Raw genomic sequence first — 24,007 nt, forward strand, 5'->3', positions numbered from 1 at the left:
CCCCCGTTATGGACCCGTAGCCGGGCCGCCCGCCCCCGGCCCGGTGCGGCACGGTAGCGTCGACCTTGCCATGGAACTTGCCTTCATTCCCAGCCCGTCGCGCGGGGTGCTGTACCTCGGCCCCATTCCGCTGCGCGGCTACGCGTTCTGCATCATCATCGGCGTCTTCGTCGCGGTCTGGCTCGGCAACAAGCGCTGGATCGCCCGGGGCGGGCGGGCCGGCACGGTGGCCGACATCGCTGTCTGGGCCGTGCCCTTCGGCCTCGTCGGCGGTCGCCTCTACCACGTGATCACGGACTACGAGCTGTACTTCAGCGAGGGCCGCGACTGGGTGGACGCCTTCAAGATCTGGGAGGGCGGCCTCGGCATCTGGGGCGCGATCGCGCTGGGCGCCCTGGGCGCCTGGATCGGCTGCCGGCGCCGGGGCATCCCGATGCCCGCCTACGCCGACGCCGTCGCGCCGGGCATCGCCCTCGCCCAGGCGATCGGCCGCTGGGGCAACTGGTTCAACCAGGAGCTGTACGGCAAGCCCACCGATCTGCCCTGGGCCCTGGAGATCACCTCCTCTGCGGACGGGCGGGTGCCGGGCACCTACCACCCGACGTTCCTGTACGAGTCGCTGTGGTGCATCGGCGTGGCGTTCCTGGTCATCTGGGCGGACCGCCGCTTCCGGCTCGGGCACGGCCGGGCGTTCGCGCTGTACGTCGCCGCGTACTGCTCGGGCCGGGCATGGATCGAGTACATGCGGGTCGACGACGCCCACCACGTCCTGGGCCTCCGGCTGAACGTGTGGACCGCGATCCTGGTCTTCCTGCTGGCGGTGACGTACCTGGTGGTGTCGTCGAAGAAGCGGCCCGGTCGGGAGGACGTCGTGGAACCGGGCGCCGCGGCCTCCGCCGAGGACGCCGACGGCGATGAGAAGTCCGGGGACACCGGCAAGGACGACGAGATCGCGGACGAGTCCGGGAAGGACCCGGCGAAGAACGAGGCCGGGTCCGGGAAGAAGACCTGACCGCCCGCCCTCTGTGACATGCCGAGAGCGCCCGGGAATCCTCCCGGGCGCTCTCGGCATGTCAGCGGCGGCGCGCCAGGGACAGGGTGCGTTGGGCGGCCGTCACCACCGCCGCGTCGACGAAGCGGCCGTCCGGCAGCGCCTGGGCGCCCGGCTCCGCGGCGGCCGCCTTGAGGACCGTCTCCGCCCGCTCGATGTCCGCCTCGGTGGGCAGGAAGGCGCGTTCGATCACCGGGAGCTGGCGGGGGTGGATCGCGGCGCGGCCGAGGAAGCCCAGGGCACGGCCGTGGGCGCAGGAGGCGGCCAGCCCGTCCAGGTCGCGGGTGTCCGGGTGGACGGACTGGGGCGGCGGGGGCAGGCCGGCGGCCCGGGCCGCCACGACCACCCGGGAGCGGGGCCAGTCGAGGCCCGTGTCGTCGCGCATGCCGAGATCGGCTTGTAGATCGGCCTCCCCGAGGGCGATACCGCGCAGGTTCGGATGGGCGGACGCGATGGCGTAGGCCCGCTCCACGGCGAGGGCCGTCTCCAGCAGGGCGTACAGGTCGGCCCGGGCGGCTCGGCGTGCCACGTGGGTGATCTCGGCGGGTGAGGTGATCTTGGCGAGACGGAGTCCGGAGAGCCCGGGGGCCGGGGCCAGGGCCGAGATGTCCTGCTCTCCCCAGGGGCTGTCCAGGGCGTTGACGCGCACGTGGACCGGGACGGCCGGCGGACCGGCGAGCAGGTCGGCGGTGGCCCTGCGGGCGTAGGCCTTGCGGTCGGGGGCGACCGCGTCCTCCAGGTCGATCACGACCACGTCGGCGCCGGAGGTGAGGGCCTTCGCCACCACGTGGGGGCGGTCGCCGGGGGCGTAGAGCCAGGTGAGCGGGAGGGCCGTCACAGGGCGCCCTCCGCGCGCAGCGCCGTGACGTCGTCCGGGGTGAGGCCCAGCTCGGTCAGGACCTCGTCGGTGTCGGCGCCGTGCGGGCGGCCGGCCCAGCGGATCGCGCCGGGCGTGGCGGAGAGCCGGAAGAGGACGTTCTGCATGCGCAGCGGGCCGAGTTCGGGGTCGTCGACGGTGGTGATGGTGTCCAGGGCCTGGTACTGCGGGTCCGCCATCACGTCCCGGACGTCCTGGACCGGGGCCACCGCCGCCTCGGCCTTCTCGAAGGCGGCCAGCACATCCGTGCGGGTGCGCGCGGCGATCCAGCCGCCGACCGCCTTGTCCAGGACGTCGGCGTGCCGGGCGCGGTCGGCGCCCGAGGCGAACCAGGGCTCGTCGATCAGCTCCGGGCGGCCGACCAGGCGCATCACGCGTTCCGCGACCGACTGCGCCGAGGTGGAGACGGCGACCCAGGTGCCGTCCGCGGTGCGGTAGACACCGCGCGGGGCGTTGTTGGGGGAGCGGTTGCCGGTGCGGGGCTGGACGTGCCCGAGCTGGTCGAACCAGAGGGGCTGGGGGCCGAGGGCCGCCAGGATCGGCTCGATCAGGGCCATGTCGACGACCTGGCCCTCGCCGGTGCGCTCGCGGGCGGCGAGCGCCGTCATCACCGCATACGCCGTCGTCAGGCCCGCGATGGAGTCGGCCAGGCCGAACGGCGGGAGGGTCGGGGGCGCGCCCGGTTCGCCGGTGATCGCGGCGAAGCCGCTCATCGCCTCGGCGAGGGTGCCGAAGCCGGGGCGGTGGGCGTAGGGGCCGAACTGGCCGAAGCCGGTGACGCGCGCCAGGACCAGGCGCGGGTTGACGGCCGACAGCTCCGGCCAGCCCAGGTCCCACTTCTCCAGGGTGCCGGGGCGGAAGTTCTCGATGACCACGTCGGCGGTCTCGGCCAGCCGCAGGAGGGTGGCCCGGCCGCCGGGCTTCGACAGGTCGAGGGTCATGGTGCGCTTGTTGCGGCCCAGCATCTTCCACCACAGGCCCACGCCGTCCTTCGAGGGACCGTGGCCGCGGGAAGGGTCCGGCTTCGTCGGGTGCTCGATCTTGACGACCTCGGCGCCGAAGTCGCCGAGCAGGGTGGCGGCCATCGGGCCGGCGAAGAGGGTGGCGAGGTCGAGGACGCGCAGGCCGGTGAGGGGTGCTGTCGTGGGCGCGGTCATGGGCGGAGGGTCTCCCGGTGCGTGAGGTGGGCGAGGGTGTCGAAGCCGATGCCGTTGAAGTCGCCGACGGACGTCGACAGCCGGTTCTTCAGGGGCGCCGTCCAGCGGTCGGGGAGTGCCGCGGGGTGTCCGGCCAGCAGCCCGGCGACACCGCCGGCCGTCGCGCCGCCTGAGTCGGTGTCCCAGCCGCCGCTCACGGCACGGCAGATCGAGCCGGTGAAGTCGCCGTCCGCGTGGGTGAGGGCGGCGGCGACGAGGGCGGTGTTGGGGACGGCGTGCACCCAGTGGTGCGTGCCGGCGTAGGTGGCGTGGAGTGCGTCGACGACCGTGTCGAAGTCCGGCTCTTCGTTCGCGAGTTGAACGGCGTGGCGGACGGCGCGGGCCAGGCGGGAGCGTGGGGGGACGACGGTGAGGCCGGTGCGCAGGCAGGCGTGGACGTCGTGGTCGCCGGTCGCCGCCGTGGCGATGACGGCCGCCGTGAACATCGCCGCGTAGACGCCGTTGGCGGTGTGCGTGAGGGTCGCGTCCCGGTAGGCCTGCTCGGCTGCCGCGGCCGGCCGGCCCGGGTTGGTCCAGCCGTGGACGTCGGCGCGGGTCAGGGCGCCGATCCACTCGCGGAACGGGTTGCGGTGGCGGGCGGTGTGCGGGGGTTCCAGGCCCTTGAGCAGGTTGCGGTAGGCGACGCGCTCGGCGGTGAACGTGCGGCCGGCGGGGAGTTCGTCGAGCCAGGTGCGGGCCACGTCCGTGGTGGTGAAGTTCCTGCCGTGACGCTGGAGGAGGACGAGGTTGAGGAGGGGGTAGTTGAGGTCGTCGTCCTCGGGCATGCCGTCGATGTTCTCGGCGAGGGAGGTGGCTGCCGAGCGGCGGTTCCAGGGGTGCTCCGCGAGGAGTTCCGCCGGGACGCCCCGGGCGGTGAAGTAGGTGGTGAGGGGCCAGTTGCCGGTGGCCCGGGCGAGTCTGCGGATGGCGTCGAGGGGGAGCTTCTCGACCGGTTTGCCGAGAAGGCAGCCGGTGGCGCGGCCGAGCCAGGCGGCTTCGAGGCGGTGCGGGGTGGTGCCGGCCGGGGCGTTCAGGGGCTCCGGCCAGTCGGGGCAGGCGGCTCTGATCCGGTCCAGGTCCGTCGGTTCGTCGTCCGCCAGCGTGCTCGGCAGGTCGGCCAGTTCGTCCAGGAGGTCTTCCGCCAGCCGGCGCAGGTAGCGGGACACCGGGGTGGGGGACGCGCCCGCGGTGGCCGGGGCCTCGGGGCCGCCCGCCGCGCGCCAGCGGGCTGCGACGGCCTTCGGTTCGCGGCCGTCCTGGGCCGCCTGGCGCAGTTCGTGGCCGATCAGGTCCTCCGGCTGGACCCAGGTCAGTCGGAGCATTCCAGACCTCCGAGGGAGACGAAGGCCTGCTCGCGGGCGCGTCGGCGGGCGACGTCCCGGGCGAAGATCTCGCGGGCCACGGCGGTGAGCGCGGTCGCCGGTTCCCAGAGGTCCAGGCGGCTGGCCTCCGCGACCGTCTTGGCCCAGTCCTCCGGGACCGGTGAGCCCAGGGCACCCGCCAGGGCGCCGGCCATGGTGGCGATGGAGTCGCAGTCGCGGCCGTAGTTCACCGCGCCGAGAACCGCGTGCCGGTAGTCGCCCCCTGCCACAAGCACCATGCCCAGCGCGACGGGCAGTTCCTCGATCGCGTGCAGGCGGGAGGGGCGGCGGGCGCCGAGCGAAGGGGCGCGGTAGTCGGGGCCCACCGTGTCGTAGGGAGCGACCGCCTCGCGCAGCGGGCGCAGGGCCGACTCGAAGTCCGTGTGGCGGGAGGCCTCCTCGCAGACCCGCTCGATCGCGGCCCGGGTGCCGTCCTTCGCGAGGGAGAGGCACGCCGAGACGACCGAGTCGGGGGTCGCGCCCGGCGTGCACGCGGCCGCAACCGCCGCCGCCAGGACGCCCGCCGCCTCACGGCCGTACGACGACTGGTGCGCGCCCGCGATGTCGAGGGCCTCGGCGTACGCCGCCCGCGGGTCCGCCGCGTTGACCAGGCCGACCGGGGCCATGTACATCGCCGCCCCGCAGTTGACGATGTTGCCGGTGCCGGCCTCGCGCGGGTCGGCGTGGCCGTAGTGGACCCTCGTCACCAGCCACTTCTCCGCCAGGAAGACCCGCTGGAGGGGGAGGGCCTCGGTCTCCAGTTCCGGGATCCAGCGCGGCTCGGTCATCAGGTCGGGGACGAGGTGGTCGGCGATCGCGTAGGCGTCGAGGTGGTCGCGGACCCGGGTGTAGACGCGGACCAGGGCGTGGGTCATCAAGGTGTCGTCGGTGACGTGGCCGTCGCCCTTGTGGTACGGGGCGAGCGGGCGGGCCGTGCGCCAGTCGTCGCCGTGCCAGGGGCCGACGATGCCGTGGACGCGGCCGCCGTGGCGCTGAAGGATCTGCTCGGGCGAGTAGCCCTCGACGGGGCCGCCGAGGGCGTCGCCGACGGCGGCCCCGACCAGGGCGCCGCTGATCCGCTCATCCAGCAGGATGTTTTGGTGTGGTTTGGGCTGCATGGCCGCATCATCCACCCGGGCGGGCCGGTTGCACGGCTTCCAGGAGTCCGGCGAGTTCCACGAGGTCCGTGCCGGTGAGGCGGGGGAGGACGCAGCCGGAGAGGGTGCGGCAGGTCTCCCGCCAGGCGGCGGGGATCGACGCGCCGCCGCCCACGGCGCCGGTGAGGGCGCCCGCCAGGGCCGGGGCGGAGTCGGCGACACGGGACAGGCAGGCCGCAGCGGGGACCGCCTCCGCGATGCGGCCGCGGGCCGCGGTGGCCAGGGCGAGGGCGACCGGGACCGTCTCGGCGGCGGCGATGCCGTAGCTGTAGACGTGGTCGACGATCTGGTGCTCCAGGGGCGGGACGAGGGCGAAGGCGCTGTCCGCGTCGGCGGCGAGCCGCAGGGCGTGCCGGGCGTTGCGGCCGATCTCCGTGCCCTGGGGGAGTTCGGCGAGCGCGGCGGTGACACAGGCGTCGATGTGCGCGCCGGCCAGGGCGAGGGCGAGCGCCGCCGCCATCGCGCGGGCGCCGTGCACGCCGTCGTCGTCCTGGGTGTAGCGGGCGTCGAACTCGGCGAGGTCGGCGGCGCTGCCGGGGTCTCCGGGGTGGGCCACGGCCAGGACGCAGGCGCGTACGCAGGCGGCGTCGTCGAAGTAGTGCGGGTTGTCGTGACCGGTGGCGGGCGGGCGCAGGCCGGTGGCGAGGTTGCCGAGGCCGGCGCGGACGGAGATGCGGGCGCGCAGGGGGAGGACGGCGGACTCGATCTCGGGGGCGCGGTCCGCGGCGGCGGCGACCTCGGCGGCGAGGGCGTTCCAGGTGAGGTCGATCGCGGCGCGGGTGCGGCGTTCGCGGCCGAGGTCGTCTCGGACGGTGTCGTCGCCCGCGCGCAGGAGGGCTTCCGCGGCGAAGGCCGCCCATTCGGCGTCGTCGGAGGGGCCGAGGCGGAGGGGCTCGGGGGGCTGGTTCAGGGCGATGGGAACGGGGAGGGTGGTCGTGGCGTTGTGTTCGGCGAAGGTGTCCAGTTCGCGGGTGAGGCGGCGGGTCCAGTCGGGCATGCGGGCGGCTCTGTGGCGGGCGGCGGGCCAGCCGGCGGCGTCGCCGGCGGCCAGTCCGAGCAGGAGGCCTTCGGTCTTTTTGTCTCCCGCCCGCGCACCGCCCGTAACTGTCACCCGAGGGGTCCTGGTCTCCCGTGGGGCGCGTTCACCGTCGGAGACTTCCGCTTCGTATGTCGTCATGGGAGGACCTCCGCCGGTGTCAGCAGGTCCGCCACGTCCAGGACGTGGTAGCCCGCCATCGCCGGGAGGCATCTGCCGTGGACGGGGCCGATGGGGGCCGTCCAGGCCTGCGGGATCGCCGACACTCCCCGGGTCGCACCCGCCAAGGCTCCCGCCACCGCCGCCGTCGTGTCCGCGTCGCGGCCCATGTTCACCGCCGTCAGGACGGACTGCTCGAAGTCGCCGTCGGCCGCCGCGTACGCGCCGAAGGCGAGGGCGACCGCCTCGGGGGCCAGGTCGGTCCAGGGATAGCCGCCGATGACGACCGCGGAGCGCACCGCGCGTTCCCCGCGGTGCGCCACGACCACCGCGCGGCGCAGGCTGCGGGCCGTCCAGGAGTCGTCGGGCACGACCGCGAGGGCCGCGGCCACGACCGCGGTCGGCGGGGCGCCCGCCATCGCCGCAGCGACACCCGCCGCCACCGCCTGGCCACCGTAGATGCCCTCGCCGTCGTGGCTCACCGAGCCGTCGATCGCGACCAGCCGGGCCGCCTCCGCCGGGCGGCCCGCCGCGAACACCCCGAAGGGGGCCGCGCGCATGGCCAGACCGTCGCTCCAGGCGTGCCGGTGCTGGGCGGAGATCGGGGCGGCCAGGCCGCGGCGCAGGTTCTCCAGGGTGCCGCGTTCGCTGAAGCCGGCGCCCCGGAAGGGGCCCTCGTCGCGGTCGGCGATCCACTCGTGCCAGGCCGCCTCCACATGGGCCGGGGTCAGGGCGGAGCCGTGCCGGGCCAGCAGGAGGCCGGAGAAGATCGCGTACTCGGTGTCGTCGGTGCCCGCCGGCTTCTCGGCGACGTACCCGGTGATCCGGCCCCACCGCGCGCGGATCTCTGAGGGCTTCATGTTCTCGGCCGGTGCCCCGAGGGCGTCACCGACGGCCAGGCCCAGCAGCGCGCCGCGGGCCCGTTCGCGAAGTCCGGCGGCGTCACCGGGCGCCGGCACGGAGGGGATGCAGGCGATCGATGCCATACGGCATGTGTCCCACTCCGGTGGCGCCGCCGAGCCTCAGGAGCCCCAGCATCACCCGGTCGACATCTGCGCGCAGCGATGATCAAGTGAGCGCAGAACGGTAAAACCGCAGGTTAGCGCAGCCTTTCCTTGCTGGCGGCGATGAAATTCGGGGCGTAGTTTTGGCGTTGTAAAACTCTGGAACGTGTCCAAAGAGCGGGGAGTGGGGATCTTCCATGGCCATCATCGAGACCGAGGCGACGCTGCACGAGGCGCACCGGGACAACCACACGCACCGGGACGTGAACGGCGGCTGGCTGCGTCCCGCGGTGTTCGGTGCGATGGACGGCCTCGTCTCCAATCTCGCCCTGATGACCGGTGTCGCCGGCGGGGCGGCCGGCCAGCACACCGTCGTCCTCAGCGGGCTCGCGGGCCTGGCCGCCGGCGCCTTCTCCATGGCCGCCGGCGAGTACACCTCCGTCGCCTCGCAGCGCGAGCTCGTCGAGGCCGAGCTGGACGTGGAGCGGCGCCAGCTGCGCAAGCACCCCAAGGACGAGGAGGCCGAGCTCGCCGCCCTCTACGCGTCGCGGGGCGTCGAGCCGCGCCTGGCCCGCGAGGTGGCCCGGCAGCTGTCGAAGGATCCCGAGCAGGCGCTGGAGATCCACGCCCGCGAGGAACTGGGCATCGACCCCGGCGATCTGCCCTCGCCGACCGTGGCCGCGGTGTCGAGTTTCGGCTCCTTCGCGCTGGGCGCGCTGATACCCGTGCTGCCCTATCTGCTGGGGGCGAGCAGCATATGGCCCGCGGTGATGCTGGCGCTGCTGGGGCTCTTCCTGTGCGGAGCGGTGGTGGCCAGGGTGACGGCACGCACCTGGTGGTACAGCGGACTGCGGCAGCTGTTCCTGGGAGGCGCGGCGGCCGGTGTGACGTACGCCCTGGGCACCTTGTTCGGAACGGCCGTAGGATAGCGCGGCTCGGACTTATGCAGGGGGCCGCATAGGTAGCCGTTACTCACTGGTTTCGAGTGTGCAATCACCGGGCATGAGCCGTAAGCGCTGCGGGCAATGACGCTCGCCGCGCACCTCAGCGGGTCGGGCGAAGGCGCCTGTCCCGCTCCCCGGGCCGATGGAAACCGATCTGACCGATCGCTTCGTGCGGCCCCTCCATAGCTTCCACCGCCGGCGCGGTACCCCCGCCGCACACCCGCGGTGTCCGCATGCTGGAACGGATTATCCCGGTTCCCGAGAACCGCTCCATCATGTAACCTGCACGAAATTTTGCGATCACGCGAGGGCCAACGTCGTCCCTCGGCACTTGCACATGCCACATGACGACGACGGGAGAGCCGATGCGTACGCCGCGCCAGCCGTCCCAGCATTCCGCGAATGGCCAGAACTGGTCGTTCATGGATGCTCGCCCTGCTGCGCAGGGTATGTACGACCCCCGCAACGAGCACGACGCCTGCGGCGTCGGCTTCGTCGCCACCCTCACCGGCGAGGCGTCCCACACCCTGGTTGAACAGGCTCTGACCGTCCTGCGCAACCTCGAACACCGCGGCGCCACCGGCTCCGAGCCCGACTCCGGCGACGGCGCCGGCATCCTGTCGCAGGTACCGGACGCCTTCTTCCGTGAGGTGGCCGGATTCGAACTGCCCGCCGCGGGTTCCTACGCCGTCGGCATCGCCTTCCTGCCGGAGCACGCCACCGCCGACGCCGTCTCGCAGATCGAGACGATCGCCGCCGACGAGGGCCTCACCGTCCTCGGCTGGCGCGAGGTGCCCGTCGCTCCGCAGCTGCTGGGCGCCACCGCCCGGTCGACCATGCCGGTCTTCCGCCAGATCTTCGTCAGCGACGGCACGTCGGAGGGCATCGCCCTCGACCGCAAGGCCTTCGTGCTGCGCAAGCGCGCCGAGCGCGAGGCCGGCGTCTACTTCCCGTCGCTGTCCGCGCGGACCATCGTCTACAAGGGCATGCTGACCACCGGCCAGCTGGAGCCCTTCTTCCCGGACCTGTCCGACCGCCGCTTCGCCTCCGCGATCGCGCTCGTGCACTCCCGGTTCTCGACGAACACGTTCCCCTCGTGGCCGCTGGCCCACCCCTACCGCTTCGTCGCGCACAACGGTGAGATCAACACCGTCAAGGGCAACCGCAACTGGATGGTCGCCCGCGAGTCGCAGCTCGTCTCCGACCTGTTCGGCGGCGACGACAAGACCATCGACCGGATCTTCCCGGTCTGCACGCCGGACGCCTCCGACTCCGCCTCCTTCGACGAGGTCCTCGAACTCCTGCACTTGGGCGGCCGTTCCCTGCCGCACTCCGTGCTGATGATGATCCCGGAGGCGTGGGAGAACCACGACTCCATGGACCCGGCCCGGCGCGCCTTCTACCAGTTCCACTCCACGATGATGGAGCCCTGGGACGGCCCGGCCTGCGTCACCTTCACCGACGGCACCCAGGTCGGCGCGGTCCTCGACCGCAACGGCCTGCGCCCCGGCCGCTACTGGGTCACCGACGACGGCCTCGTCGTCCTCGGCTCCGAGGTCGGCGTCCTGGACATCGACCCGTCCAAGGTCGTCCGCAAGGGCCGCCTCCAGCCCGGCCGCATGTTCCTCGTCGACACCGCCGAGCACCGCATCATCGAGGACGACGAGATCAAGGCCGGGCTCGCCGCCGAGAATCCCTACGCGGAGTGGCTGGAGGCCGGCGAGATCGAGCTGGAGGACCTGCCCGAGCGCGAGCACATCGTCCACACCCACGCCTCGGTCACCCGCCGCCAGCAGACCTTCGGCTACACCGAGGAGGAGCTGCGCGTCATCCTCGCGCCGATGGCCAAGGCCGGTGCCGAGCCGATCGGCTCGATGGGCACCGACTCGCCGATCGCCGCCCTGTCGGACCGTCCGCGTCTGCTCTTCGACTACTTCACCCAGCTGTTCGCTCAGGTCACCAACCCGCCGCTGGACGCCATCCGCGAGGAACTGGTCACCTCCCTGCGCTCGTCGCTGGGCCCCCAGGGCAACCTGCTCGACCCGAGCGCGGCCTCCTGCCGCAGCGTCCTGCTGCCCTTCCCGGTGATCGACAACGACGAGCTGGCCAAGCTCATCCACATCAACGCCGACGGCGACATGCCCGGGTTCAAGGCCGCGACGCTGTCCGGCCTGTACCGGGTGCACGGTGGCGGTGACGCCCTGGCCGCGCGCATCGAGGAGATCTGCGCCGAGGCCGACGCCGCCATCGACAACGGCGCCCGCCTGATCGTCCTGTCGGACCGCCACTCGGACGCCGAGCACGCGCCGATCCCGTCGCTGCTGCTCACCGCGGCCGTCCACCACCACCTCATCCGCACCAAGCAGCGCACCCAGGTGGGCCTGCTGGTCGAGGCCGGTGACGTCCGCGAGGTCCACCACGTCGCCCTGCTCATCGGCTACGGCGCCGCCGCCGTCAACCCGTACCTGGCGATGGAGTCCGTCGAGGACCTGGTCCGCGCCGGCACCTTCCTGCCCGGCATCGAGCCCGAGAAGGCCATTCGCAACCTCATCTACGCCCTCGGCAAGGGCGTGCTGAAGGTCATGTCCAAGATGGGCATCTCGACCGTCGCCTCCTACCGCGGCGCCCAGGTCTTCGAGGCCGTCGGTCTCGACGAGGCCTTCGTCGACAAGTACTTCAACGGCACGGCCACCAAGATCGGCGGCGTCGGCATCGACGTCATCGCCAAGGAGGTCGCCGCCCGGCACGCCAAGGCCTACCCGGCCTCCGGCATCGCCCCGGCGCACCGCGCGCTGGAGATAGGCGGCGAGTACCAGTGGCGCCGCGAGGGCGAGCCGCACCTGTTCGACCCGGAGACGGTCTTCCGCCTCCAGCACTCCACGCGCTCCGGCAAGTACGACATCTTCAAGCAGTACACCGAGCGCGTGAACGAGCAGTCCGAGCGGCTCATGACGCTGCGCGGCCTGTTCGGCTTCAAGTCGGACCGGCAGCCGATCTCCATCGACGAGGTCGAGCCGGTCTCCGAGATCGTCAAGCGCTTCTCCACCGGCGCCATGTCGTACGGCTCCATCTCCCAGGAGGCGCACGAGACCCTCGCCATCGCCATGAACCAGCTGGGCGGCAAGTCCAACACCGGTGAGGGCGGCGAGGACCCGGAGCGCCTGTACGACCCGGCCCGCCGGTCGTCCATCAAGCAGGTCGCCTCCGGCCGCTTCGGCGTGACCTCCGAGTACCTGGTCAACTCCGACGACATCCAGATCAAGATGGCCCAGGGTGCCAAGCCCGGCGAGGGCGGCCAGCTGCCCGGCCACAAGGTCTACCCGTGGGTCGCCAAGACGCGGCACTCGACGCCCGGCGTGGGCCTGATCTCCCCGCCGCCGCACCACGACATCTACTCCATCGAGGACCTCGCCCAGCTGATCCACGACCTGAAGAACGCGAACCCGCAGGCGCGGATTCACGTGAAGCTGGTCTCCGAGGTCGGCGTCGGCACGGTCGCCGCGGGTGTGTCCAAGGCGCACGCGGACGTCGTGCTGATCTCCGGCCACGACGGCGGCACCGGTGCCTCCCCGCTGACCTCGCTGAAGCACGCCGGCGGCCCGTGGGAGCTAGGCCTCGCCGAGACCCAGCAGACGCTGCTGCTCAACGGCCTGCGCGACCGCATCGTCGTGCAGACCGACGGCCAGCTCAAGACCGGCCGCGACGTGGTCATCGCCGCGCTGCTCGGCGCCGAGGAGTTCGGTTTCGCGACCGCGCCGCTCGTCGTCTCCGGCTGCGTCATGATGCGCGTCTGCCACCTCGACACCTGCCCGGTCGGCATCGCCACGCAGAACCCGGTGCTGCGCGAGCGCTACACCGGCAAGGCCGAGTACGTCGTGAACTTCTTCCAGTACATCGCCCAAGAGGTCCGCGAGATCCTCGCCGAGCTGGGCTTCCGCTCCATCGAGGAGGCCGTCGGTCATGCCGAGGCCCTCGACGTCACGCGGGCCGTCGACCACTGGAAGGCGCAGGGCCTGAACCTGGAGCCGCTGTTCCACGTGCCCGAGCTGCCCGAGGGCGCGGTGCGCCACCAGGTCATCGCGCAGGACCACGGCCTGGAAAAGGCGCTCGACAACGAGCTGATCAAGCTGGCCGCCGACGCGCTCGCCGCGTCCGGAGCCACCGACGCCCAGCCGGTGCGCGCCCAGGTGCAGATCCGCAACATCAACCGCACGGTCGGCACCATGCTCGGCCGCGAGGTGACGAAGAAGTTCGGTGGCGCGGGCCTGCCCGACGACACCATCGACATCACCTTCACCGGCTCCGCCGGCCAGTCCTTCGGCGCGTTCGTCCCGCGCGGTGTCACGCTGCGCCTGGAGGGCGACGCCAACGACTACGTCGGCAAGGGCCTCTCGGGCGGCCGGATCGTCGTCCGCCCGGACCGCGCGGCCGACCACCTCGCCGAGTACAGCGTCATCGCCGGCAACACCATCGGTTACGGCGCCACCGGCGGCGAGATGTTCCTGCGCGGCAAGACCGGTGAGCGGTTCTGCGTCCGCAACTCCGGCGCGACGGTCGTCTCCGAGGGCGTGGGCGACCACGGCTGCGAGTACATGACCGGCGGTCACGCCGTGGTGCTCGGCGAGACGGGCCGCAACTTCGCGGCCGGCATGTCCGGCGGTATCGCCTACGTGATCGACCTGGACCGCGACAACGTCAACGCCGGCAACCTGGACGCCGTCGAGCCGCTCGACGACACCGACAAGCAGTGGCTGCACGACGTGGTCCGCCGCCACCAGGAGGAGACGGGCTCGACCGTCGCCGAGAAGCTCCTGGCCGAGTGGGACACCGCCGTCGAGCGCTTCAGCAGGATCATCCCCAGCACGTACAAGGCAGTGCTCGCCGCCAAGGAAGCCGCCGAGCGAGCCGGTCTCTCCGAGACCGAGACCCACGAGAAGATGATGGAGGCGGCGATCAATGGCTGACCCGAAGGGCTTCCTGAACCACGGGCGCGAACTCGCCAGGTCCCGCCCCGTCGAGGAGCGCGTCAAGGACTGGAACGAGGTCTACGTCCCCGGCTCGCTGCTGCCGATCATCAGCAAGCAGGCCAGCCGCTGCATGGACTGCGGTATCCCGTTCTGCCACAACGGCTGCCCGCTCGGGAACCTGATCCCCGAGTGGAACGACTACGCCTACCGCGAGGACTGGGCGGCGGCGTCGGAGCGTCTGCACGCGACGAACAACTTCCCGGAGTTCACGGGCCGCCTGTGCCCCGCTCCCTGTGAGTCGGCGTGTGTGCTCGGCATCAACCAGCCGCCGGTCACCATCAAGAACGTCGAGGTCTCGATCATCGACAAGGCGTGGGAGACCGGGGACGTCGCCCCGCAGATCCCGGAGCGCCTGTCCGGCAAGACCGTCGCGGTCGTCGGCTCCGGCCCGGCGGGTCTCGCCGCCGCCCAGCAGCTGACCCGGGCCGGCCACACGGTCGCCGTCTACGAGCGCGCGGACCGCATCGGAGGCCTCCTCCGCTACGGCATCCCCGAGTTCAAGATGGAGAAGCGGCACATCAACCGCCGCATCGAGCAGATGCGCGCGGAGGGCACCCGCTTCCGCACGGGCATCGAGATCGGCCGCGACCTCAAGGCCGCGGACCTGAAGAAGCGCTACGACGCGGTCGTCCTGGCCGTCGGCGCCACCACGGCCCGTGACCTGCCGGTGCCCGGCCGCGAGCTCAAGGGCATCTACCAGGCCATGGAGTACCTGCCGCTGGCCAACAAGGTCCAGGAGGGCGACTACGTCACCACTCCGATCTCGGCCGAGGGCAAGCACGTCGTGGTCATCGGCGGCGGCGACACCGGCGCGGACTGCGTCGGCACCGCCCACCGCCAGGGCGCGGCCTCCGTCACGCAGCTGGAGATCATGCCCCGCCCGGGCGAGGAGCGGCACCCCACCAATCAGCCCTGGCCGACCTTCCCCATGCTGTACAAGGTCACCTCGGCGCACGAGGAGGGCGGCGAGCGGGTCTACTCGGTCTCGACGACCCACTTCGAGGGCGACGAGGACGGCAACGTCCAGTGGCTGCACCTCACCGAGGTGGAGTTCATCGACGGCAAGCTGACCCAGAAGCCGGGCACGGAGCGCAAGATCCCCGCCCAGCTGGTCACGCTCGCCATGGGCTTCACCGGCACCGACCGGGAGAACGGCCTGGTCGAGCAGTTCGGTCTGGAGCTCGACGAGCGCGGCAACATCGCCCGCGACGCCGACTTCCGGACCAACGTGCCGGGCGTGTTCGTCGCCGGTGACGCCGGCCGCGGCCAGTCGCTCATCGTGTGGGCCATCGCGGAGGGCCGCTCGGCGGCCCGCGGGGTGGACCGTGCCCTCACCGGCGCGAGCGAGCTGCCGGCGCCGATCCGTCCGACGGACCGCGCGCTGATGGTCTGACAGGACCTCACCAGACGTCCCGCACAACGGGGTGCGGAACACAGACGGCGCCTGCCCAACTGTCCCCGACCGGACGACCGGGCAGGCGCCGTCGCATGCCCTCAGCCGTTGCCGTTGCCGTTGCCGTGCTCGTCCGGCCACACCTGGATGTGGTCCTCCTCCAGCTCCAGCAGCACCCGGTCCGCCATGCCCAGGGCCGCCGTGTACTCGGCCGGCAGCTGGAGGCGGCCCGCCCGGTCGAGCATCGCGTACTCACGGGCCACCAGGGACTCCCGGCCCGCCTCGTCGACCTCCGTGCGGCGCAGCACCTCCGTCGAGGTGCGGCCGTCGCGGATCGCGACCGTGCGGCGGACCTCACCGGCGACCGCCTGGTCGTGCGTGACGATGACGATCGTCGTGCCCAGCTCCTCGTTGGCCCGGCGGAACGCCGCGAAGACCTGCTGCCCGGTCGCCGAGTCCAGCTCGCCGGTCGGCTCGTCGGCGAGCAGGACGGCGGGGGCGTTGGCGAGGGCGACGGCGATCGCGACGCGCTGCTGCTGACCACCGGACATCGCCTGCGGACGCCGGTCCCGGCAGTCGGCGACGCCGAGCAGCGACAGCAGCTCGTCCGCCCGTCCGGCCCGCTTCCGCCGGGAGGCGCCCGCCAGCTGCAAGGGCAGGTCGACGTTCTGAGCGGCCGTCAGATATGGCAGCAGATTGCGTGCCGTCTGCTGCCAGACGAAGCCCACCACCTCACGCCGGTACCGCAACCGCGCCTTCGCGTCCATCGCCAGCAGATCGCGGCCCGCGACCCTGGCGGCGCCCGCGGTGGGGACGTCCAGGCCCGCGAGGATGTTCATCAACGTCGACTTGCCGCTGCCGGACGCTCCCACCAGGGCCATCAACTCGCCCTCCCGCACCAGGAGATCGAGTCCCTGGAGGGCCTGCACCTCCACCGCGTCCCCGCCGCCGCGCCGGGCGAAGATCCGCACCAGCCGGTCGCAGGCGATCAGGGCGTCGTGCCCGTACGCCGGCCGGTCGCGGCGCCGGGCCACCCGCCGCTCCAGTTCCTCCAGCGACTCGGTCGTACCGTTCATCGCATGTCTCCTGCCCTGAGGTGGCTGATCGGTGTCCGGCGCCCCGCCCACCAGGCCTGCGCGACGGCCACCGCCCCCGCAAGCAGCATCGCGCCCGCGGCCGGCAGGGCCAGCGACCACAGGTCGGTCCGCAGCACGGCATCCGGTGGCGTGACGCCGGAGGTGTCCGCCAGGGCGAGCCGGTCCAGGTCGATGCCCGGGGCGAGCAGCCCCACCGTCGCCCAGCCGACGGCCATCCCCCCGCCGGCGGCGAGCAGCGTCTGGGGCAGCGCCTCCAGGCCGAGCAGGCGCCGCCCCTGGCGGGTCGTCATACCGAGGGTGCGCAGCCGGGCCAGCAGCGCGGCCCGTTCCGGCGCGGACCGCACCAGGCCGAGCACCAGGGCGAGCAGGGCGTAGCCCGCGCCCGCGGCGACGGCCCAGAGGTAGATCCGTTCGGCACCGGCCTGCAACGGCGCGTCGGACAGCGCCGCGCGTGCCTCGCTCCGCAGGGTCACCGAGAGGCCGGAACCGGCGCCGCGCACGGCCGCCCGGAGCGCCTTGGCGTCGAGCCCGGCACCGGCCGCCAGCAGCGTCGACGGGCCGGCCGAGCCCTTCAGGCCCGCCGCGTCGACCAGGAGGAACTCGCCCTCGGGGACGGCCGGGGTGCGGGGGCGCACCGCGGTGATCCGCACCGTGAGAGGTCCGGCGTCCGTCACGATCCGGTGCGGTGCCCGCCCGAGCCGCCCGGCGACCTCCGGGGAGGCGACCGCGTCCAGCACGCCGTCCCGCATCCGCAGCCGGCCGGCCTCGAAGCCGCCGAGTCCCATCCGCCCGGCCAGCTCCCCGTACGACTCCGGCTCGACCCCGGCCACGGTCAGCGACCGCGCCTCGTCGGACCCGCCCTCGGAGGCGAACTCGACCCTCACGCCCGTCACCTGCCGCACGCCCGCCACATCCTCCACCGACCGCGCCAGCCCCGCGGGGAGCGGCGAACCGTCGGGGGTGGCGATCAGCGCGTCCGCGCCCGTCTCCAGCAGCGCGGCCCGGTCCCGGGCGTCCGCCACGCCCGCCAGCACGGAGCCCCCGAACGCGGCCGTCGTCAGGGCCGTCAGCAGGGCGAGCAGGGGGAGCGTGGCGACCGCCGACGGTGAGCGGCCCGCGCGGGCCAGCGACAGGAACCCCACCACCCCGCGCAGCCGCCCGGCCGGGCCCGCGGCCCACCGCAGGGGCAGCGGGAACAGGCGGACGAGGACCAGCGCCGCCACCAGGGCGACGAGCACCGGGGCGGCGCTCACCAGCAGGTCTCCGTCCCCGGACGGGCCGCGGCGGCGCAGCGTCAGCACCGAGCCGACGGCCAGCACCAGCAGGGTCAGTTCGGCGACCGTGCGACGCCCGCCGGGCCTGGCCAGGGCCAGGTCGTCACGCCCCCGGTGCGCCCGCGGTCTGCGATGCGCCACCGCCGCACGCACCGGCAGCGCTGTGCAGGCAAGCAGCGCCACGGCACCCGCCCCGAGCACGGCGGGCAGCAGCCGGGCCTCGTCCACGACGAGCACGGCGAGCAGCAGACCGCACGCCGCCGCGGGCACCGCCGGCACCGCGTTCTCGGCCAGCAGCCGCCCGGCGATGCCGCGCAGGGAGCCGCCCCTGGCCCGCATCAGGGCGAGTTCCCCCTCCCGGCGGGCGGCGGCCAGGCCACCGCTCATCACCAGGACGACGAAGGCCACCGCGGTGATCCCGAAGGCCGCCACGGCGACCACCGGCGCGACGGCGTCACGCGTCTCCGCGAAGGCGCCCACGACCTGCTCCAAGCCGGTGGACAGCTGCGCCGTCGGACCGGCGACGCCGCGCATCCGCACCAGGGCGGGCCCGTCCTCCAGGGACGCGATCCGGTCGGTCAGGGCCGCGGTGTCCGACCCGGCCAGGCGCCCGGTCGCGGGCGCGAACCGCCAGTACCGCTCCGGCTCTCCCTGACCGCCGAGCAGGGCCGGGGCGGCATCCGGCGCCAGCAGGACTCCCGCCTCCCAGTAGAACTGCGGCGGCCGGCCGCCGTTGCTCGCCATGGCCGGTGTCCGCAGGACCGGCTCAGCGGACCAGTAGCTCCGCTCCGGATGCCGGGGCTGGAGGATGCCGGTGACGCGGACGGTCAGGGGGCCGTCCGTGAAGCCGTCCAGCGTGAGCGTGGAGCCGGCCCGCAGCCGCAGCGTGCGGGCCGTGTCGGCGGTCACGGCCCCTTCCACCGCCCGGGTGTCCACGCTCACCGAAGCGTCTGCAGTGGGCAGCCGGCCCTCCCGCACGGTGGCGTGACCGGCCGCTCCCGACTGCGCGAGCAGGGTGAAGCGGGGCAGCAGCCCGTCGGGCCGGGGCAGCCACGGGTCCAGCGCCTGCAAGCTCTTGCCGGTCCGCACCCCGTACGCCGACTCGGCCGGGTCCACCCGCAGCGGCTCGGGCAGCAGCGCCCGCGCCCGGCCGTAGACCGCCGCGAGCGCCTCCGGCCGGACCTCGTCGGCCCGGGCCTCCTCCGGACGGTTGAGACCGGGCTGCTCCGTCTTCAGCTCCAGCACGGTCGACTCGGGGGCGGCGGTCGCGACGGCCCCGCGCAGCCCGTCCGTCTCGTACGCCTCCACGGCCCTCGGCAGGACGGCCGCGAGGAACGCCGTGACCAGCACCAGCACACCGAAGACGACGGCGGGCCAGGGCGCGGCCCGCAGCCGGGTCCGCACCCAGGAGGCTCCCTGCGCGTTCGGCGGCATCTCAGTCCTCCCCCTGGTGGCGGAGCGCGACGGCCGGCTCGGCACGGCGCAGCGCCGACGCGACGGTGATCAGCAGCAGCGGGGCGGCCACCCCGGCGAGGAGCAGGGCCACCTGAGGCACCGGCAGTTCGACGAGGACCGGCGGGACAGGCCGTGCGGCACCGGAGGTCAGCACGATCAGCGGGACGACGGCCCGGGTCAGGACGGTGCCGAGGCCGAGCCCGGCGAGCAGCCCGGCACCGATGAGCAGGCTCTGCTCCGTCGCGACCAGCCGGGCGAGATCCCGGCGGGGCGCGCCCAGGGCGCGCAGCACCGCGAACTCCGCGGACCGCTCCCGCCGCGCACCGGCGGCACTCACCGCGAACCCCCCGGCGGCCAGGGCCGCGGCGGCCACCGCCACCGCCGTCAGCGCCGAACGCGGCCCGGCGCCGAGCGGATCCCGCAGCAGCTCGGCCGTGGCCTCGTCCCGCACCAGCACCTGCCCGGGGTCGAGGTCGGGGCGCGCCCTGAGCGATGCGGCGACCTCGGCCTCCTTGCCCGGGGCGGTGCTCACCCACCACTCGGTGGGCGTGAGCGGCGTACTGGCCCGCTGCGCCAGCACGGCGTCGACGGCCCGCAGATCCAGCAGCAGCGCCCCGCCGGACAGGGTCTCCCCGGCCAGGTCGGTGGCGGCGGTCGGCAGCTCCTGGACCGCCCGCACGATCCGCACCCGCAGCTGCTCCCCGGACAGCGGTACGTCGATGGTGTCGCCGGGCCGGGCCCCCGCCGCCCGCAGGAAGTCCCGGCTCGCGACGGCGGAGAGGCCGCGCGGCACCTCGGCGCCGGTGGTGTCGACCCGGACGGTGTAGACCGGCTGGGCACCGTAGCCGTCACCGCGGTCGGCGCCCGTGCCGTACGACACGGCCAGCGGCGCACTCCCGGACGCGCCGGGCCTGGTGGTCGCACGGGCGACGACCTCTCCGTTCTGCGTCACGACCCGGCTGCCCTGCCAGCGCGTCCCGGCCGCGATGCCGACGGTCCGCGCGGAGCCGTCGCCGCCGGTGGCGAGCAGCCGCTCGACGGTGAACCGGTGCCGCTCGGCGCGCCCGGCGGGAGAGGTGTCGTCGAGCTGCAACCCGGTCAGCCGCAACGGCCCGGCCGGGGCCGCCCGGCGGCCCGCCGCGGTCGCGTCCAGGTCGAGCGCCACCCGGTGACTCCGGCCGTCCACCGGGACGCTGCCGCCGCCCAGCCGGTACGCGATGCCGTACCGGTCCTCCACGACCACCGTGAGCAGCGGTGCGCGATCGGAGGGGGAGCGCTTCGTCCGGGCCCCCTCGTCGGCGATCCGCACGTCGAGGGCGATCCGCCGGGTGCCGTCGGGAAGCCGCACGGCCCGGTCCCCCTCCGGCGCGGGCGGTGTCAGGGCCCGCAGCAGACGCCCCGGGGGCTCCTCGGCGAGGTCGCCGCGCAGGAGCATCCCGTCCCGGGTGCGCTCCGTGTCCAGGGCGAGGACCGTCGCCCGGCGGTCCCCGGAGAGGCTCAGCGTGGTGCGGTGCGCGGGAGCGGCGGCCACGGCGCCGGGCAGCGAGGCGTACAGACCCGTCTGCCCGGGGCTGCCCGGCCGGTAGTCGAGGACCCGCACGGAGGCGCCCGTCCGGAAGTCGGCCTGGTCCTCCTGCGACCGGTCCCAGGACGCACCGTGCCCGATCGCCAGCATGCCCGTCGCCACCGCGATGACCAGCAGCAACACCGGCCCCGCCCCCCGCAGCGGACGCCGGCTGAACTGCCAGCCCGCCAACGCCGCCGGCAGTCCGCGCCCGCTCGCCGACCGCCGCTCCGCGAGCCGGGCCACGAACGGCAGCAGACGCAGCGTCAGGACCGTGCCCGCCAGCAGCGCCAGCGCGGGCGCCGCCACCAGCAGCGGATCGATGCCCAGCTCCCCGGCCCGGTCCCGGCTGAGCACGCCGCCGCCGGTCGCGTCGGTCTGCCGGTCCAGCTGCCAGTACGCCACGCCCGCGATCAGCAGCAGCGCCACATCGGCTCCGGCCCGCACGGGCGCGGCCGACGTCGCGGCCCGGACCCGCCGCAGCCGTACCGGAGTTCCCGCCGTCGCCGCCAGCGCGGGCGCCACCACCGCCATCGCGCAGGCCGCCGCCACCCCGCCCGCGACCAGCCACACCCCGCCCGCCGGGGCGGCGCTGAGCCGCAGCCCGATCCCGTCGAGCGAGGACCACCGGGCGAGCAGCCGGGCCAGCGGGCCGGACAGCAGCGCGGCACAGACGGCGGCGGGGACCGCCAGCAGCAGCGCCTCCAGCGCGGCGAGCGAGGCGATCCGGCCACGCGATCCGCCCCTGGCCCGCAGCAGCTCGGTTTCCCCCGCCCGTTCACTGCCCAGCAGCCTCGCCACCAGCAGCAGCGCGTACCCGGCGAGCAGCACCAGCTGCACCGAGACGATCAGCAGCGTCGACCGGGACACCAGCAGGCCCCGCTCGGTCCGGTCGAGCACCTCGGGCAGCCCCGTGCGCACGTCCGCGTCGCCCCCGAGCGCCGGGTCGTCGCGCAGCGCCCCGGCCGCGCGGACCGCCGCCGAGCGGAGCGCGCCGATGCCATCGGTCGTCAGGGAGCCGAAACCGGCCGTCGCAACCCAGCCGGTGGCGTCCTCGGAGGCGCGACCGGAGGCGAGCACCGACCCGTGCGTCAGCAGCGGCCCGTACGTCGTGAAGGCGACCGTGCGGATGCCCCGGCCGCCGAGGGCGTCGGCCTGCCAGTACGGATCGGAACCGTCGGCCGCCCGGTACACCCCCGTCACCCGGACCCGGAGCGGATCGCCGCCCAGCCGGTCGGTGAGCGTGAGCCGCGCTCCGGGCCGCAGCTTCAGCCGGTCGGCGGCCGCCTCGGGCAGGGCCACCGGCACAGCGGCCGTACGGGACGCCGGGGCCGGGCCCGGCAGGGCGCCCGTGAGCAGCCGGATCCGTGACACGTCGAGGGCGGCGAGGTGCGTGAGGTCGGGCTCCCCGGCGCGGGCCTCGGCGCTCTGCAGGGACCTGGGCAGCGCGTAAGGCCCGGACCGCTCCAGTCTGCGCACGGTCACCGGCAGCCCGCCGAAGGCGTCCCGCGCCCCGCGCACCACCGCCCGCTGCGCCGCGTCCCGCCGCTCCCGGGGCACGTCCGCCTCGACGACGAGGGAGGCGGAGGCCGCGGCCCGGCCGCCCAGGGCGCCGCGCAGCGCCGCGTTCCCGACGGAGCCGGAGTAGGCCGTCAGGGCGGCGAGCACCGAGGTGGTCAGCAGGACGGCGAGGAGGGCGGCCGTGAGCAGCAGCCGGTGCGCGCGCAGGCGCAGCAGCAGTAAGCCCGTCACTCTTCCCCCACCCGATGCACGCGCCTCAGAGCCCCAACCCGGCATGCATATCACGGAGTTACCCGCCCGGCACATGAGTTCGAACGCGGGTCGTCCGGCTCTTGACCATGCGGACCGGTTCCGTATGGGATGCGATGATGACCGAGAACACCAGTCCGCAAACCGGCGCCGCCCTCGCCGACGACGCGGCCGGCGGGCCGATGCTGCGGGTGGAGGACCTGCACCACTCCTACGGCTCCGGGGCCGCCGCCGTGCACGCGCTGCGCGGGGCCTCCTTCACCGTCCGGAGCGGGGAACTGGTCGCTCTCAAGGGCCGTTCGGGCTCCGGCAAGTCGACGCTGCTCCATCTGATCGGCGGCCTCGACACCCCGCAGAGCGGCCGGATCGTCCTCGGCGGCACCGACCTGTCGGCGCTGGGCGAGAGCGAGCAGCTGGAACTGCGCCGCGACCGGATCGGTTTCGTCTTCCAGTCCTTCGGGCTCATCCCCATCCTCACCGCCGCCGAGAACGTGGGCGTGCCGCTGCGGCTGCGCCGGGCTGAGCCGCGCGAACGCGAGGAGCGGGTGGCGCTGCTGCTGGCCCTGGTGGGGCTCGCCGGCCATGAGACGCAGCGGCCCGCCGAGCTGTCCGGCGGACAGCAGCAGCGGGTCGCCATCGCCCGGGCCCTCGCCAACCGGCCGGCCCTGCTGCTCGCCGACGAGCCGACCGGCCAGCTCGACGCCGCCACCGGCCTGGCGGTGATGGAACTGCTGCGGGCCGTGGTCCGCAGCGAGCGCGTCACGGCCCTCGTGGCCACCCACGACCCCCAACTCCTCGGCCTGGCCGACCGGGTGCTGGAGCTGAACGACGGGGTGGTCGTCGAGGGGTGAGAGGATGCGGGCCATGGTCGCGATCAGTCTGAGCAAGGTCCAGGAGACCGCTCCCGCGCTGGTGAACCTTTACAAGAGCGCCGGGGTGTCCCTCACGAAGCACGGCCTCGACGGACTGCGGGCCGCGGTCTACCTCGTCGTCGACTACTCCGGCTCCATGAAGCCCTACTACAAGGACGGCAGCGTCCAGGCGCTGGCCGACCGGGTGCTCGGCCTGTCGGCGCACCTGGACGACGACGGCACCGTGCCGGTCGTGTTCTTCTCCACGGACGTCGATGCCGAGACCGAGATCGCCCTGGCCGATCACGAGGGGCGGATCGAGCGGATCGTGGCCGGGCTCGGCCACATGGGCAAGACCGCCTACCACCTGGCCATGGACGCCGTGATCGACCACTACCTCGACAGCGGGACGGCCGAGCCCGCCCTGGTCGTGTTCCAGACCGACGGCGGGCCGATCAACAAGCTCGCCGCGGAGCGGTACCTGTGCAAGGCCGCGAGACTGCCGCTGTTCTGGCAGTTCATCGGGTTCGGAGACCCGGGCAGCAAGCAGTTCGACTTCCTGCGCAAGCTCGACGAGCTCGCCGTGCCGGGCAAGCGGACCGTCGACAACGCCGGGTTCTTCCACGCGGGCCAGGACCCCCGGAAGGTATCGGACGCCGAGCTGTACGACCGGCTGGTCGGCGAGTTCCCGCAGTGGCTTGTGGCCGCACGGGCGCAGGGGATCGTGCGGGAGCCCGCCGCCCGCTGAGCCCGCCGCTGGTCCCCTTGGCCCAACCCACCCTCGCCCCGTT

Annotated in this window: 15 protein-coding genes; 6 read left to right on the plus strand and 9 right to left on the minus strand. The window is 73.9% G+C overall.

Going from position 1 to position 24,007, the window contains the following annotated elements; genetic code table 11:
• Positions 1 to 70: 70 nt before the first annotated feature.
• Positions 71 to 1,012: a prolipoprotein diacylglyceryl transferase gene (gene lgt, locus OO68_RS23165; RefSeq protein ID WP_051814777.1), complete on the plus strand. Its 942-nt coding sequence runs from the start codon at positions 71 to 73 to the stop codon at positions 1,010 to 1,012.
• A 61-nt stretch (positions 1,013 to 1,073) separates the two neighbouring features.
• Here the strand turns inward: lgt and OO68_RS23170 are convergent, their stop codons facing one another.
• Genes OO68_RS23170 through OO68_RS23195 form a run of 6 tightly spaced genes read right to left on the minus strand, consistent with a single transcriptional unit; the run spans position 1,074 to position 7,823 of the window.
• On the minus strand, positions 1,074 to 1,889 hold the full coding sequence (locus tag OO68_RS23170; protein ID WP_033310547.1) for an HpcH/HpaI aldolase/citrate lyase family protein: 816 nt from the start codon (positions 1,887 to 1,889) through the stop codon (positions 1,074 to 1,076).
• Entirely contained in the window at positions 1,886 to 3,085 is a 1,200-nt protein-coding gene (locus OO68_RS23175; protein ID WP_033310548.1) for a CaiB/BaiF CoA transferase family protein, read from the minus strand. The genes OO68_RS23170 and OO68_RS23175 overlap by 4 nt, the downstream gene beginning before the upstream one ends.
• Positions 3,082 to 4,446 (minus strand): ADP-ribosylglycohydrolase family protein, encoded by a 1,365-nt coding sequence (locus OO68_RS23180; RefSeq protein WP_033310549.1) that lies wholly within the window; start codon positions 4,444 to 4,446, stop codon positions 3,082 to 3,084. Before OO68_RS23180 ends, OO68_RS23175 begins: the two co-directional genes overlap by 4 nt.
• On the minus strand, positions 4,434 to 5,603 hold the full coding sequence (locus OO68_RS23185; protein WP_033310550.1) for an ADP-ribosylglycohydrolase family protein: 1,170 nt from the start codon (positions 5,601 to 5,603) through the stop codon (positions 4,434 to 4,436). Before OO68_RS23185 ends, OO68_RS23180 begins: the two co-directional genes overlap by 13 nt.
• Before the next feature lie 7 nt (positions 5,604 to 5,610).
• On the minus strand, positions 5,611 to 6,819 hold the full coding sequence (locus tag OO68_RS23190; protein ID WP_245237124.1) for an ADP-ribosylglycohydrolase family protein: 1,209 nt from the start codon (positions 6,817 to 6,819) through the stop codon (positions 5,611 to 5,613).
• On the minus strand, positions 6,816 to 7,823 hold the full coding sequence (locus OO68_RS23195) for an ADP-ribosylglycohydrolase family protein (protein WP_033310554.1): 1,008 nt from the start codon (positions 7,821 to 7,823) through the stop codon (positions 6,816 to 6,818). Before OO68_RS23195 ends, OO68_RS23190 begins: the two co-directional genes overlap by 4 nt.
• 215 nt (positions 7,824 to 8,038) lie before the next feature.
• Here OO68_RS23195 and OO68_RS23200 point away from each other — a divergent pair, with 215 nt between their 5' ends.
• From OO68_RS23200 to OO68_RS23210, 3 genes are all read left to right on the plus strand, one after another.
• The gene (locus OO68_RS23200; protein ID WP_033310556.1) at positions 8,039 to 8,770 is read left to right on the plus strand and encodes a VIT1/CCC1 transporter family protein; all 732 of its coding nucleotides are present in this window, start codon (positions 8,039 to 8,041) and stop codon (positions 8,768 to 8,770) included.
• A gap of 380 nt (positions 8,771 to 9,150) precedes the next feature.
• On the plus strand, positions 9,151 to 13,749 hold the full coding sequence (gltB, locus tag OO68_RS23205; protein ID WP_209442614.1) for a glutamate synthase large subunit: 4,599 nt from the start codon (positions 9,151 to 9,153) through the stop codon (positions 13,747 to 13,749).
• Positions 13,742 to 15,205, plus strand: coding sequence for a glutamate synthase subunit beta (locus OO68_RS23210; RefSeq protein ID WP_033310563.1), 1,464 nt, complete (start codon positions 13,742 to 13,744; stop codon positions 15,203 to 15,205). The genes gltB and OO68_RS23210 overlap by 8 nt, the downstream gene beginning before the upstream one ends.
• A gap of 101 nt (positions 15,206 to 15,306) precedes the next feature.
• Here OO68_RS23210 and OO68_RS23215 read toward each other — a convergent pair whose 3' ends face one another.
• The 3 genes from OO68_RS23215 to OO68_RS23225 are packed head-to-tail and all read right to left on the minus strand — an operon-like array spanning position 15,307 to position 22,347.
• The gene (locus OO68_RS23215; RefSeq protein ID WP_033310565.1) at positions 15,307 to 16,281 is read right to left on the minus strand and encodes an ABC transporter ATP-binding protein; all 975 of its coding nucleotides are present in this window, start codon (positions 16,279 to 16,281) and stop codon (positions 15,307 to 15,309) included.
• Positions 16,278 to 19,010 carry a membrane protein gene (locus OO68_RS23220; RefSeq protein ID WP_033310567.1) on the minus strand — a complete coding sequence of 911 codons (2,733 nt, stop codon included), beginning with the start codon at positions 19,008 to 19,010 and terminating at the stop codon, positions 16,278 to 16,280. The genes OO68_RS23215 and OO68_RS23220 overlap by 4 nt, the downstream gene beginning before the upstream one ends.
• Before the next feature lies 1 nt (position 19,011).
• A complete protein-coding gene (locus OO68_RS23225; RefSeq protein WP_033310569.1) occupies positions 19,012 to 22,347 on the minus strand; it encodes an FtsX-like permease family protein in 3,336 nt (1,111 codons plus the stop codon).
• Between the two features lie 137 nt (positions 22,348 to 22,484).
• On the opposite strand from OO68_RS23225, the gene OO68_RS23230 reads away from it, so the two are divergent.
• Positions 22,485 to 23,216: an ABC transporter ATP-binding protein gene (locus OO68_RS23230; RefSeq protein WP_033311003.1), complete on the plus strand. Its 732-nt coding sequence runs from the start codon at positions 22,485 to 22,487 to the stop codon at positions 23,214 to 23,216.
• Positions 23,217 to 23,229: 13 nt separating this feature from the next.
• Entirely contained in the window at positions 23,230 to 23,964 is a 735-nt protein-coding gene (locus tag OO68_RS23235; protein ID WP_033310571.1) for a vWA domain-containing protein, read from the plus strand.
• Positions 23,965 to 24,007: the final 43 nt, after the last annotated feature.

It is taken from the genome of Streptomyces iakyrus, from assembly GCF_000717055.1.
Classification (GTDB): domain Bacteria; phylum Actinomycetota; class Actinomycetes; order Streptomycetales; family Streptomycetaceae; genus Streptomyces; species Streptomyces iakyrus.